Consider the following 14,556-nt stretch of genomic DNA (forward strand, 5'->3'; position numbering starts at 1 on the left):
CAATAAATAATATCTTTCAAAAAAATGAGAAAAAGCAATAAGACTAAAAAATAAAAAATGGTAAAGAAAGTTTAAAATCCATACTGCTTTCCATAAAAATTACATAAATACCACACTTTACAAAAAAACACTGCAAAACAAAATACTAAAGCTTTAAAACCATCTTCTAGAATCTATCATGCATAGCAAATACTAACCAACAGATTCCATAAACTTCACGCGCAACATTCCACTCCACAAGTTTTATTGACAAAAACTATTATTTAGCACAACAAACCAAGTAAAATCTCTCTTTTAAAGAAAATGAATATCATTATACTTATTTTTAAGATATAATCATGTGGTTAATTCAATATTACATAAGGTTATATCATGCAAAATGAAGCACTAGATATATTAAAAGATTATAACAATCTGGAAAATTTTGGCTATTTAATACTCTTTTTCTATTCTATGGGTGGGGGCTATATTGCCATACTTACAGCAGCAGCCTTATCGAGTGTAGGCACACTTGATTTAACTTTTAGCATAATTGTAGCAATTTGTGGTAACGCACTTGGTAGCTCTTTGTTTGCTTTATTTGCAAGGACACAACAAGCAGAGGTAAGAAGAATGTTTGGCAAACATAGGCGAAAAATCGCTTGTATGTATCTTATGACAAAAAAGTATGATTGGGGCTTATTTATTGTAAGCAAATATTTACATGGAATCCGCTCTTTTGTGCCACTTGCAGTTGGCATTAGTCAGTATAATTTGACAAAATTTGTATTTATTAATTGCATTGGGGCAGTCATTTGGGGTATTTCTTTGGGTATTGCTGGATATTATGCAAGTGGATTTTTATTTGATATTATCAAAATGTTATTGGCATATCCGTATGCGCTGCCGGCTGTATTTGTGGGGATTTTTATTTTTATCGCATCTTTATTATTTATTAAAAAGAAGATTCAATCTAGCAGGATATTACAAGAATAAGTAATAATTTGCATATTAGTAAAGTTATGCTAAAATTTCACTCTTCTTTATATACTCCCACATATCAAGAATACGCAAAAATAAATTAAGGTTTTATAGTGGAAAAGATTTTAGATATAGTTGAAATGATAGCGTCAGAAAATGGTTTGCCACAAGACCAAGTCGTATTAGCGATTAAAGATTCTATGGTAAAAATGGCAAAAAAAGAGATTAACGAGAATGCAAACTTTGTTGTTATAGAAGATTGGAGTGCAAAAGAATTGCGTCTAGTGCAAAAGATGATTGTATGCGATGATTCCTCTTTTAGCAAAGATTTAGAATCTACGCATATCCCTCTAAATGAAGCTAGAAGCCTTGTAGAGAATGTAAATACAGGTGATGAGCTTGAGTATCAAATCAATTTAGAGGGTATGAATCGCAATGCGGTAAATAATATATTCCATGATATTACCTATCAGATTCAAAAGCTAAACGAGCAAGAGATATTAAAAGCGTTTGAAAAAGATATAGGTCATATTGTAATCGGGCAGGTAGTGCATGTCGATGATGAGGGGAATACTTCCATAGAGATAGGTGAAACTCGTGCGATATTATCGCTTAAAAATCGCATTAAAGGTGAGAAGTTTAAAGTCGGGCAGCCAGTGCGATCTATCCTAAAATCTGTTAGAATCACAAAAAATGGTGTTAAAATCGAGCTTTCACGCACAACACCAAAGCTACTAGAAGAGCTACTCATGCTTGAAGTGCCAGAAATAAAAGATGGCGAAGTCTCAATCTATAAAATCGCACGCATACCCGGTGAAAAGGCAAAAGTAGCCCTTTATACAAATAATCCAAAGATTGATCCAATCGGCTCTGCTGTCGGTGCAAGAGGCGTGAGAATTAATGCTGTAAGCAAAGAATTACACGGCGAAAATATAGACTGCATTGAATACTCAAGTGTGCCAGAAATCTTTGTAGCAAAGTCTCTATCACCAGCCCAAGTTATTTCTGTGAAATTGCAGAAAGCAGATACAGAAGAAGAAAAGCCAAAGGCAATAGTGCAAATCGCAAAATCACAAAAGTCAAAAGCCATTGGTAAAGCAGGTGTGAATATCCGCCTTGCAAGTATGCTAACAGGCTATGACTTTGAGTTACAAGAAGTAGCTGATAAGCCTAGCGAGCAAATAACAACTAAAGATTCCACAGAAAAAGATGAAGACAAAAAGCTAGGACTAGAAGCATTAGAATCTCTTTTTAAAGGCAACTCATAATGGCATTACTCTCACTCAATGAGATAAGTAAGCAATATGATACAAAGCTACTTTTAAAAGAAACGCATTTTAGTGTTGACACACATGAAAAAGTCGCAATAATAGGCAAAAATGGCTGTGGTAAAAGCACACTTTTACAAATCATAGAAGGAAAAATAGCACAAGATTCTGGACAAAGAATTGTAAAAAATGATATTGAGATTCTATCCCTGCCGCAACATATTAGCTTTAATCCCAATCATAGCGTAACAGAAGTACTTGAAAATAGCCTTTATAATCTCAAGCAATCACATAAAAGACTACAAGAAATCATGCAGCAAGAAGACTTTGCAAACAATGCCTTGCTATCAACAGAATATAATATGCTACATTCATACATTGATAGGCATGATGGCTGGGATTTGGATCTTAAAGTAAAAAATATTATGCACTCTTTTGGACTAGAATGCTTTGCTGATAGACTTGCTATAACGCTAAGTGGGGGCGAGCAAAAAAGGATTATGTTAGCAAGCATTCTTATTAAAAGTGCGGATATTATTATCCTTGATGAGCCGACAAACCACCTTGATGTAGATATGGTTGCTTTCTTAGAAAATTATTTGAAAAACATGCAAGCAAGTATTATTTTTATCAGTCATGATAGATATTTTATTGATAATCTTGCTACAAGGATTGTAGAGCTTGATAATGCTAAGCTTACAAATTTTAGCGGTGGTTACCTTTCATATCTTCAAGCAAAAGCACAAATGCTAGCAAATCTCATGAAAGAAAATGAAGCCTTAAAAAAGATTCTAAAAACAGAAGAGCAATGGCTACAAAAAGGCGTGCAAGCAAGAAGAAAAAGAAATGAAGGCAGAAAAGAGCGGCTAATGCAGTTGCGAGAAAAAGTAAAATCCATGCCAAGCCTTGCTAGAAGTATCACTCAAACACTTGAAAAAACACTCAAAGAATTGCCAAAAGATTCTATAAAAAACACAAAGAAAATGCTATTTGAATTAAAAGATATTACACTTTATATCCATGATAAGCCACTTCTTAAGAATCTTAATCTGCGTATTATGCAGCAAGAAAAAATCGCCATTGTAGGAAAAAATGGCAGCGGTAAAAGCACTTTGCTTCATTGTCTTTTGCATGAAGACCCCTTATTTCTAAAAGCAAAAGGCATTCATTTTCAAGGCGAGATATTAAGAGGCGATATAAATATTGGCTATTTTGACCAGCATAAAAAAATGCTAGATTCCACAAAAACACTCATTGAGACATTTTGCCCTAATGGCGGGGATAGAGTGAGTGTGCGTGGCAAAAATATACATGTGTATGGCTATCTCAAAAGTTTTTTATTTCCTAAGGAAGATTTAGATAAAAAGATAGGTATGCTTAGCGGTGGGGAGCAATCAAGGGTGGCACTTGCCCTATTGTTTTCAAAGCAGTATGACTGCCTTATCCTTGATGAACCTACAAATGACTTAGACATTGCGACAATGAATATTTTAGAAGATTATCTTATGCAAAGTGAATGTGCCATCATTTTTGTAAGCCATGATAGATATTTTACAGATAAAATCGCACAGCGACTTTTAGTCTTACAAAATTCTATGGATTCTATGCAGCAAAACTATATTATCACTCATGCGAAATATAGTGAGTTTTTAGACACACAAAGCGAGTTGCAAGAGATTTATACATTGCAAAATGAACTCAAAGATTCTAAAGGACAAGATTCTATACAGACTGAAACAAAATCTAATAAAACACAAGAGATTCCAAAAAATGAAGCAAAACCAAAAAAGCTAAGCTATAAAGACCAAAGGGAATATGATAGCTTAGAAGAAGATATAGAGAGACTTGAAGCATGTATTAAAGATTTAGAATATAAGCTAGGCACACCAAGTGAATACGAAAAATATGGAATCCAAACTTTAAGTAATGAATTAGAAGAAGCAAAAAAAGCCCTTGATTATAAATGGCAGAGATATGAAGAATTGAGTATGAAACTATAAAGTGTTCCGTTCAAAATCTCAACTATTTGAGTGGGTGCAAAATAATAAGATATTAGATTCTATATTTTAAGCGAGTAAATCTGGTTTAACTTGCTTCTATATTGTGTAATATTGTCACTATTAATAAAAAATTATTTTATAAGATTTTTAGTTTTCTAAATCAAACTTTCTACTTTAATCGATTATTTTTTATTACAAAACATTTTGTTTATAATATATAGAGATTTTTACATATCTTTTCCAAAAATTCTATATATCATAATAAAATATTAGGGATAATGATTTATTTCAAGTTTCTTAATCACTTAGAATTTGATTTTGCTTAAAAACTTTTAAGCATAAGAATGTTTTAAATTTAGCTAATTCACAAAAAAACTAAAAGAAGTGATAAAACCGCATTCCATGCTTAAAATTGCAGAATCTACAACTTTAACATAAGATATTTATTAATGCTCCTCAATTGGCACAAGTCGGCTTTCCATATTTTGTTCTGTTTCATAAGCAGCAATTATTTCTCGCACTCTTTCGCCTTCAATCACCTCTTTTTCAAGTAGCTCTTGTGCCATAGTCTCAATAGCACCGCGATAATCGCGTAAAGTTTGTTTGACATGTGTGTAATGCTCTTCTAGCTTTGTTTGGATAAAGGTATCCATTTTTTGTGCGGTTTCGTTGCTATATTCTCTTGAGTTACCACCGCCACCGCCAAGGAATCTATTTCTAGCAGTAAAGTCTTCAAGCACCATAAGCCCAGAAACATCAGTCATACCATAATATACTGCCATGTTTTTAAGAATGCCTGTCGCACGGCGTAAATCATCAGAAGCACCATTTGATATTTCTTCTAAAAAGACTTCTTCAGCGCCCCTACCACCAAGCAATACATCAATGGTTGCTAACATTTCATGCTTTTGTTCTAAATGGCGATTTTCTTCAGGTGTGTGTAGCGTATAGCCCAACGCACCCATGCCACGCGGGATAATAGAGACTTTATTTACCCTATGTGCCCCTTTTGTAACCTCACCCATTAAAGCATGTCCGCTTTCATGATAAGCGACTATCTTTTTCTCTTTTGGTGAAAGTCTGCGGGATTTCTTCTCTAAGCCTATCATAGTTCGTTCCATCGCTTCTTTGAAATGCTTTTGTGAGACTTCTTTTTTATTCTCTCTACCTGCAAGTAGTGCTGCTTCATTAATAATATTTGCCAAATCAGCACCTGCTAAACCAGCCGTAAATTTCGCGATTTCATTTAAATCCACATCTCTACTTAATTTCACACCTTTAATATGCACTTTTAGAATCTCAATACGCCCTTTAAAGTCCGGTGCATCAACTAATACTTGTCTATCAAATCTGCCCGGTCTAAGAAGTGCTGGATCAAGGATTTCAGGTCTGTTTGTAGCGGCTAAAACAATAACGGGTGCATTACTGCCAAATCCATCCATTTCTGCTAAAAGCTGATTTAGTGTCTGCTCTCTTTCATCATTGCCACCGACAACAGACCCTGCCGCACGGCTTTTTCCTATCGCATCAATCTCATCGATAAAGATAATACTTGGGGCTTCCTTTTTTGCCTTTTCAAATAAATCACGCACACGACTTGCACCAAGCCCCACAAACATTTCAATAAAGCTACTACCACTCATTGAGAAAAAGGGGACATTCGCTTCCCCTGCGACAGCCTTTGCAAGTAAGGTTTTACCAGTCCCCGGAGGTCCTACAAGTAATACACCCTTTGGAATCTTCGCTCCAACTGCTGCATATCTATCAGGGTATTTTAAGAAATCCACGACTTCTACAACCTCTTCTTTTGCTTCCTTGTTACCTGCCATATCATCAAATCGCACATTTGGTCGTTCTGCATTAATCAACTTGTTTGCATTGCCTAACCCAAACATACCGCCACCCATATTGCGTTGTATGCGACTTGTTAAAAGCATCCAAAGTCCTATGAAAATAAACATAGGGAGTAGCCAACCGATTAAATCTGTAAAAAAGTTTTGCTCACTAAATCCGCTATAGCTTACCTTATGTTCGTCTAAAAGCGGCACAAGCGTTGTATCTTGCACTTTTTTTGTTGTGTAATAGATAGTGGGATTGATAGTTTTACTCACACCTTTTACCATTGTTTGACCGATAGATACACTCTGAATCTGCCCGCTTTTAATAAGCTGTTTAAACTCTGAATATTCAATCGTTTGACTAACGCTATTACCACCTAATCTACCAAAAATACTAGAATCATCAGTAGAAAAAGACTTATATAAAATGATTGATACAATTCCAAGAATAATAAAAATAAAAACAGGATTTTTTGATATTGGCGGTTTGCCATTGTTTGAATCATTATTTGCCATTTTTTCCTCTTTTAAAAATACAAAATTACGCAATTATATTATTTTTTTATAAACTTGAAACATAACCATTCATCAATTTGCTTTTTTTCTAGTAGGGTTAGCTCTTTAAAACCTTCAAGTATTTTTGCTTCATGCTCTTGTAAAATGCCAGATAAAATCAAGATTCCATCTTGTTTGAGATAAAATATTAAATCTTTTTTAAGCAGTAAAAGCACAGAGCTAACAATATTTGCACATATTACATCATAGCTTTTTGGCACTTCAAATTGCTTTAAACTCTGCAAGCTACCCTGCCATATTTCTTTGTATAAAAGGTTGTTTATCGCAAAGTTTTTCTTACTTTGATTGCAAGCTTCTATATCTGTATCACACGCATATATATTTGCATGCAGTTTTGCGGCAACAAGCGATAAAATGCCACTACCACAACCTACATCAAGCATGTTTTTATCGCTTAAGTCCAGTTTGCTAAGCAAGTCAATACACATAGCTGTTGTCGCATGGTGTCCGCTCCCAAAGCTAAGTGATGGATCAATGATTAGATTCTCATAATCCCTATTTTCTTCATGCCAACTTGGGCGGATATAGAATCTAGCGCATATAACAGGTTTTATACTTTGCTTGTATTCTGTAATCCAGTCTTTATTTTGACATAAGAAAATATTTGCATTGATTGTAATTTGTGGAATCTTGGGGGTATATTTTGGGCTATTTTTACAAAAAAGTAAATGCTTTGCTTGTGCTTTTTTTAGCTTTTTATTTGCATGGGCTATAAGTTTCTTATTAAGAAAATCGCCTTTTTTCTCTTTTAAATTCCTTTGGGCTAGTAACTCTTTGGCTATAAAAGGCGTGTAAGAAGATTGTTTAAAATCATAATGGCATGAATGCAGATTCTGTGTTTCTCTCTGTGTTTTCATGATCTTTTTAGATGAAATAAGTGGTAGGTTATAAAGCATTATCTCATCTGTGTTTATATCAAAACTTTTTGCTATCTCTTGTATTTTTATATGTATTTCTTGCAAAATAGATTCTATCTCACTTTGAGATTTATCTGTCCGCCAGATAAGCTTTTGTCCTTTAGAATCTAGTGATAGCATATTACTATCAAGCTGTTTTCCTTTTATCGTGTATGGCAATAGCTGATTATCATTCATTGGAATCCTTTTTCTAGTCTTTAAAATGGGTAGTCAATGCGAAATTATAACAAAACAAAGCATGGATATAAATTTACACTACAAAGCAAAAACCTATAAAAATACATTATAATTACGCAATTTATACAAGCGAGAAAACAATGACAAATAAGCGTTATACAGATTCTGAAATATTAGATCTCATGCAAAATGCTTCTCTCAAAGAGTTAGGCAAAATGGCGTATGAAACTAAGAAGGCATTACACCCTGATAATATCACTTCATTCATTGTAGATAGGAATATTAACTATACAAATATTTGCTGGGTGGATTGTAAATTTTGTGCGTTTAAGAGAAAGTTGGGGCAAGAGGGGGAATATATCTTAAGCTTTGATGAGATAGATTCTAAGATTGATGAGCTTTTAGCTATTGGTGGCACACAGATTCTATTTCAAGGTGGGGTGCATCCTAAGCTAAAGATTGATTATTATGAGAATCTTGTAAAACACATTGCTGAAAAATATCCAAGCATTACGATACATGGATTTTCAGCGATTGAGATTAACTATATCGCAAAAATCTCAAAGCTAACAATACATGAAGTTTTAGTGCGTTTGCAAAAGGCTGGACTCTCTTCAATCCCGGGTGCTGGGGCAGAAATCCTTAGTGATTCTGTGCGTGATATTATCGCTCCTAAAAAACTTAGTGCTGATGAGTGGATTATGGTGCATAGAGAAGCACATAAAATTGATATGAAAACTACTGCTACAATGATGTTTGGGAGTATAGAAAGAGATGAAGATATTATAGAGCATTGGCGTAGAGTAAGGGATTTGCAAGATGAGTTTGGTGGCTTTAGAGCGTTTATCTTATGGAGTTTTCAACCTTTAAATACGCCGCTTAGCGCTGAGTTTCCGCATTTACAAAAGGCGAGTTCAAATAGGTATTTGCGACTTTTAGCATGCAGTAGGTTATATCTTGATAATATTGCAAATATCCAAAGTAGTTGGGTAACGCAAGGTAGCCATATAGGGCAGTTAGCCCTTTTATTTGGTGCAAATGATCTGGGTAGCACTATGATGGAAGAAAATGTCGTCTCATCAGCTGGGGCATGCTACTCTATGAGTAAAAATGAGATGATTAAGCTTATACAAGATATTGGCGAAATCCCTGCTAAACGAAACACAGCGTATGAAATGCTTGAGGTTTATTGAGTAATTGATTCTGAGATGTTTGATAGGCATTAGAATCTAAATTTCGTTTATTTTTCACATATATCATACCAGTAATCACCGCCAGTTATATTTTGATTTATTTCATTAGCCAATCTTGTAAGATGTGCATTTGTAAAGGCTTTGCCATTAGCACATTTTCCACTGATTAGTTTGCTATTTTGTGCGTTTGCTTGCCAGATTAGCCTGTTTCCTTTATAATAAACTTTTACAATGCCATTGATTTTACTATTTGTGTATGGCATTTTCGAAAATATATCTCCGCTTCGACAATAGTGTTTGTCAACGCCATCCTTTTTTTCATTTTCTCTCCTTGCTACCACCTAAAATATATTGTATTGGCTTACCTTTTGCCCTATTCATTAAAAACCCAATCCACTCATTATTGTTATTATATAGCGTTTTTAGTGGTAGATATATATGTTGCTTGGAATATTCATCAAGCTTTACTTCTTCAAACTTTTTTAGTTTTTGTTGTGTGTATTTTGGGACTTTTAATTGATCTTTGTTGTGTTCATCTGTTTTATAAATCTTTGCTAAATAGTTAGAATCTGTTTCATATACAATGCCTTCCCCACCTTTTGCTAATTCTTTTGTAAGCTTTATGGCGACCGGTTTGTTCTTGTCTTTATAATGTATTGTTTCATTAAGTGCCGGAATGTTCCCCTTTATTTTTATTTTGTCTGTATTTAGTTTTTTTGTTTGTGTTCTATGTGTTTGCGATTTAGTTTTGCCTTTATTAAAGAAACTAAAATCCTTTTTGCCGAAAAATACCGCCGTCTTTTTACGCCTTAATACTTGATTACCCGTTATAATATCGCCAACTATGACTAAAATCTTTTTGTTTTTATTTGCAAGTATGGCTTCATTTATAGTATTATATTCTTGACTAACTACAATGTATTTTTGTATTCCAAAATATTTTTTGTAGATTCTAGGATCTCCTTGTAATTTTTCAAATATGCTATATGGTAAATAAATTCTCTTTTTGAGTTTTTTCAAAATTGGTTCTAAAACCAAATCATACTCATTATCAAAGGATATTTTGGCAAGTGAATATCCATCAATAAGCAATAAATCATGCTGAATAAAAAGTGATTCTAAGTCGAGTTTCTGAGACATGATGTAAGATATTATGAGAAAACTCAAGTTAAATTCGGCCCTTGGATTGCACCACAAACACATTAACAAACCAAATGTCTCGACTTAGAACTTGAAATGTAAAATATAAAGTCAAATGTATTGCAAATGCTCACATTGGTCAAACAGTTATCAATAAAATCCACCCTTTATATAATAAAAAATCAAAATTACAATATGTAGTTTAACTTTTTGTGTTAGCATTTTGCTTTACAAAAATTCAAAATTACAAGGTGAGTTTATGAAAAAATCATTTCTTTTCACTTCAGAATCTGTAACTGAAGGACATCCAGACAAAATGGCAGACCAAATCAGTGATGCGGTGCTTGACTACATCATTGAGCGGGATAAAAATGCGCGTGTAGCGTGTGAGACGCTTGTAAGCAATGGCTTTTGTGTCATCGCAGGCGAGCTAAAGACAAGCGTATATGCCCCTATGCAAGAAATCGCTAGAAAAGTCGTGCAAGAAATCGGCTACACAGACGCGCTTTATGGCTTTGACTACCGCAGCGCAGCAGTGCTAAATGGCATTGGTGAGCAAAGCCCAGATATTAATCAAGGCGTAGATAGAGCCGATGGCGAGATAGGTGCGGGCGATCAAGGGCTTATGTTTGGCTATGCCTGCCGTGAGACGCCTTCTCTTATGCCCCTACCCATTTGGCTCTCTCACCGCATTACAGAGGGCTTAGCAGTAAAACGCAAAGATGGCACGCTACCTTTTTTACGCCCAGATGGCAAGTCTCAAGTTACTGTGCGTTATGAAGATGGCAAACCTGTAAGTATTGATACAATCGTTATCTCAACGCAGCACAGCCCAGAGACACAGCAAAGCCATTTGAAAGATTCAGTCATTGAAGAAATCGTGCAAAAGGTAATCCCACAAGAGTATTTAAACGATAATATCCGCTATTTTGTCAATCCCACAGGCAAATTTGTCATCGGCGGACCACAAGGCGATGCAGGGCTAACCGGACGAAAAATCATCGTGGATACTTATGGCGGGAGCTGTCCGCACGGAGGTGGGGCATTTAGCGGGAAAGACCCTAGCAAAGTAGATAGAAGTGCGGCGTATGCAGCACGATATGTGGCGAAAAATCTTGTCGCAAGTGGCGTGTGTGATAAAGCGGTGGTGCAGGTAGCCTATGCGATTGGCGTGGTAGAGCCTGTATCAATCCTTGTAGATACGCAAGGCACAGGCAAGGTGGAAGATTCTGTGCTGACAGAATGCGTGAAAAAGGTCTTTAGACTTACACCTAAGGGCATTATAGAATCTTTAGATTTGCTACGCCCCATCTATCGCAAAACTGCGGCGTATGGACACTTTGGACGAGAGTTGCCGGAATTTTCTTGGGAGAAAACGGATAAAGTTGAAGAAATTAGAGAGTTTTGTGGAATGAAGTAGAAAGCAGTTTAGAATCTTGTTGCTTTTACTAAGTTTATTCAAATGTAGTATTTTGAGAAACATTATTACAAACAAAAAGCTAAAATTTATTAGTTTTTATGGAATCTAGTTTGTATAGCAAATGCCAATTAACTAGATTCTATATTTGCAAAGATTTGTGGTGTGTAATTTATAGAATCTATACTCTAGCGTTTTGTATTTTGTAAAATTATCATTATGTTTATGTATATCTAAATCATTAAATAAGGCTTTATTGCTATATATAACAAAGTCTTTTAAATCTTTTTCAAGTATTGCTTTATGGTGTTTTGTTTTAGGTAATTTAAATATTATCTTATATTTAATCCTATCACATACACTATACTCTATGTAATCATAAGCTATGCAATAATCAAATACACGCTTTAACGCCCTGTATAGTTGGTAACATATATTTAATTTTTTTCTTACTTGATAGCTTTGCAAAAACTCTAAAATATCATTTTTAGTAATATCTTGTATTAGCTTATTACCAAACACTTTTAAAAGCGGCTTTGATTGGTGTATATATTGCTTTTTTGTAGTTTCTCTTATGCTTTGTTTTTCTATCCATTCATTAAATACATGCTTAAAAGTAAGCTTTGCATTTTTATCTTTATCTTGCATGTATTGCAAGTAGTCTTTAAGGCTTAATCCTTTTTCTTTAAATTCTAAGCTTTGCAATATAGAATTATATTCTGTTGTTATATCCCTTGCTTTATCAAGGCTTATATGTGGATATTGTCCTATTGTAAGCTTATATATTCTATTGCTAGATTTATATTTAAATATAAAAGCCTTAGATATGCCCTGCTTGTTTTGTCTTAAGTAAAGATATAAACCCTTGCAAGTGCTATCACTTACTAATAAATCTTTACTTGTATTATTTGCATTACTTGCTTTGTTATTAGCATTAGCTTTATTACTTGCTTTGTTAATGCTATTTTCAAAGATTGTTATAACCCTTTTTATATCATGTAGTGTTGTATATTGCATGTTTATCATTCCTTATAAAATAGTGTTTGTTATCTACTTTATAAAGTATGTTTAGTAGTGTTTGCATGTAAGGTTATTATGTTTTGCAAGTGTATTAATGTTTTTGCATTGCATACTAAGAGCCGAGCATAACAAGCTTATAACCTCATCATGTAATATATTTGCTTAATGTTGAGGTTAGCAAAGCATAACACATAACATAAAAAGTAACATATAAAGCAAGTATTGCATACATATATACTTTAAATGCTTTATATGTTTTAAATTATGTTATAATCCTTACATGCTTAACGCATATAAACTACACTTAAGCATATAATGTAACTTTTTGCATTTACGCATTATATGCCCCTTTAAAGCTTACAAATCCCTTTTATTTCAAATCTTACAAAGTATCAAATATAAATTACATAACACATTTAATAATCTTGTATTGCTTAATGCTTATGCTTTGTTTTGCATTGCAATTACTTTATAAGCCTTTGCATGTATATTAATGCCTTGCTTAGTATGTGTAACTAATTGCTTTATATTGTTTTGCTTAGTTTGCATTGTATGCCACACATAAAAGTATATGTAAGCCTTTGCATGTGTTAAGCATTAATATTGCATACTAGCATATACATTACACACATAATAACATTAATGCTTATGCGTGTTTTCACAAATACAAATAAAGCTTTTACAAATTACAAAGTATATAAAACACTTGATACAAAATAATTTTTAAAGCGTTACAAATTAATTAATACTTTGATACAAATTAAAATTACACAAGCAAATAATGCTTTAATTTTTGCATTCTTTACTTAATGGATTTTATAAGCTTTTATTGTGTAGTTTTATATGCTTTATTAGCACATAAAACATACTTTAATATGTAGTAATGTTTTTGTGTATCCTTTTGTGTATCCTTTTTTAGAATACATTCAAAAATACACATAAGATACAAACAAAAAAACATCGAGTGGAAGTAAAAAAAAGGAATTATAACATATAAGCATATTATAAAACACTTATGCAAAAAACCCTTTATATAAGGCTTTTATGTGTTTGTGTGTTTTTGAGTTAGTGATTAAGTGTTTTTTTGAGTTGCTAAGTGAATATAAAAACATATATTTTATTTTAAGTTTATTTTATAGAGAAATAATGTAAAATTTGACAGAATATTTCGGCAAAAGTGGGGTTTTATGCGTTTTGTATTCTTTGTGATGGCTACATTTTCTGTGTGTTTTGCAAATATACTAGATTCCATACGCACAGAACACCCAAAGAATTTCAGCAAAGAGACTTGGGAAGTCCATACGCAACAATGCCTTAATAAAAATGCAGAATCATGTAAAATCGTCATTGAAATCGGCTTAAAAACCCTAGATGAATGCAAAGCAAAAAATGAATGTAGCGTGATAGGCGAAATATTTTTATATGCAGATTCTATAAAACGAGCAATGTCTTATTTTGAAAAAGCATGTGATAAAAAAGATATGAATGGTTGCTACTTTATCGGCTTATATAAAGCACAGAATAATAATTTTGTAGAGGCAATGCCATATTTTGAAAAAGCATGTGATAAAAAACACGCCCCATCATGTTTTATGAATGCCAACTTTTATGAGCATGGCAAAGGTGTAAGACAAGACTATGAAAAAGCCGCTACACTCTATAAAAAATCATGTAAATTAAAGTATCCTAATGCCTGTTTCACACTTGGCAACTTACATGAAGCAGGAAAAGCCTTAGCACATAATCTATCGCTTGCAAAAGAGTTTTATGGCAAGGCATGCGATATGGGTATGCAAAAAGGTTGTGATTCCTACAAAGAGCTCAATCAATCTGGAATCCCCTCACTTTATCAGGATAAAAATGTGTTTGATTAAGAACCATTGAGTAACAATGTGATGTGATGGATTGTAAAATACTGAATCCGTATTTCATTTTTTGATTTCTGATTTGTTTAAATTAATGCGTAATCTAGCCTCATAGATTTTTATAACCCTCCCCCATAATATTGATAAATGATGTTTAATTGCTCTTTGTTGCAGAGTCTTGCTAA

11 protein-coding genes are annotated in these 14,556 nt (G+C 33.5%); 6 read left to right on the forward strand and 5 right to left on the reverse strand.

Going from position 1 to position 14,556, the window contains the following annotated elements; translation table 11 throughout:
* Positions 1–372: 372 nt before the first annotated feature.
* From XJ32_RS06890 to abc-f, 3 genes are all read left to right on the forward strand, one after another.
* Positions 373–975, forward strand: a complete 603-nt coding sequence (locus tag XJ32_RS06890) for a DedA family protein (RefSeq protein ID WP_077388787.1) — start codon at positions 373–375, stop codon at positions 973–975.
* A 98-nt stretch (positions 976–1,073) separates the two neighbouring features.
* Entirely contained in the window at positions 1,074–2,228 is a 1,155-nt protein-coding gene (nusA, locus tag XJ32_RS06895; RefSeq protein ID WP_005217578.1) for a transcription termination factor NusA, read from the forward strand.
* The gene (gene abc-f / locus XJ32_RS06900; protein ID WP_077388788.1) at positions 2,228–4,228 is read left to right on the forward strand and encodes a ribosomal protection-like ABC-F family protein; all 2,001 of its coding nucleotides are present in this window, start codon (positions 2,228–2,230) and stop codon (positions 4,226–4,228) included. Before nusA ends, abc-f begins: the two co-directional genes overlap by 1 nt.
* A gap of 446 nt (positions 4,229–4,674) precedes the next feature.
* Here the strand turns inward: abc-f and ftsH are convergent, their stop codons facing one another.
* Positions 4,675–6,582 carry an ATP-dependent zinc metalloprotease FtsH gene (gene ftsH, locus XJ32_RS06905; RefSeq protein ID WP_077388789.1) on the reverse strand — a complete coding sequence of 636 codons (1,908 nt, stop codon included), beginning with the start codon at positions 6,580–6,582 and terminating at the stop codon, positions 4,675–4,677.
* A 38-nt stretch (positions 6,583–6,620) separates the two neighbouring features.
* On the reverse strand, positions 6,621–7,736 hold the full coding sequence (locus XJ32_RS06910) for a 50S ribosomal protein L11 methyltransferase (RefSeq protein WP_254422301.1): 1,116 nt from the start codon (positions 7,734–7,736) through the stop codon (positions 6,621–6,623).
* Positions 7,737–7,876: 140 nt separating this feature from the next.
* On the opposite strand from XJ32_RS06910, the gene XJ32_RS06915 reads away from it, so the two are divergent.
* Positions 7,877–8,929 (forward strand): dehypoxanthine futalosine cyclase, encoded by a 1,053-nt coding sequence (locus XJ32_RS06915; protein ID WP_077388790.1) that lies wholly within the window; start codon positions 7,877–7,879, stop codon positions 8,927–8,929.
* Positions 8,930–8,976: 47 nt separating this feature from the next.
* Here the strand turns inward: XJ32_RS06915 and XJ32_RS06920 are convergent, their stop codons facing one another.
* Together XJ32_RS06920 and XJ32_RS06925 are read right to left on the reverse strand one after the other, a co-directional pair.
* Positions 8,977–9,192, reverse strand: a complete 216-nt coding sequence (locus XJ32_RS06920) for a hypothetical protein (RefSeq protein ID WP_155761471.1) — start codon at positions 9,190–9,192, stop codon at positions 8,977–8,979.
* Between the two features lie 55 nt (positions 9,193–9,247).
* Complete coding sequence (locus XJ32_RS06925) at positions 9,248–10,069, reverse strand: hypothetical protein (protein ID WP_155761472.1); 822 nt, start codon at positions 10,067–10,069, stop codon at positions 9,248–9,250.
* 259 nt (positions 10,070–10,328) lie between these two features.
* Here XJ32_RS06925 and metK point away from each other — a divergent pair, with 259 nt between their 5' ends.
* Positions 10,329–11,489, forward strand: a complete 1,161-nt coding sequence (gene metK, locus XJ32_RS06930; protein WP_077388793.1) for a methionine adenosyltransferase — start codon at positions 10,329–10,331, stop codon at positions 11,487–11,489.
* Between the two features lie 132 nt (positions 11,490–11,621).
* On the opposite strand, the gene XJ32_RS06935 is transcribed toward metK, so the two are convergent.
* Complete coding sequence (locus tag XJ32_RS06935) at positions 11,622–12,503, reverse strand: tyrosine-type recombinase/integrase (protein ID WP_254422302.1); 882 nt, start codon at positions 12,501–12,503, stop codon at positions 11,622–11,624.
* A 1,190-nt stretch (positions 12,504–13,693) separates the two neighbouring features.
* On the opposite strand from XJ32_RS06935, the gene XJ32_RS06940 reads away from it, so the two are divergent.
* Positions 13,694–14,380 carry a tetratricopeptide repeat protein gene (locus XJ32_RS06940; protein ID WP_077388794.1) on the forward strand — a complete coding sequence of 229 codons (687 nt, stop codon included), beginning with the start codon at positions 13,694–13,696 and terminating at the stop codon, positions 14,378–14,380.
* Positions 14,381–14,556 lie beyond the last annotated feature (176 nt).

The organism is Helicobacter bilis, assembly GCF_001999985.1.
Lineage (GTDB): Bacteria > Campylobacterota > Campylobacteria > Campylobacterales > Helicobacteraceae > Helicobacter_A > Helicobacter_A rappini.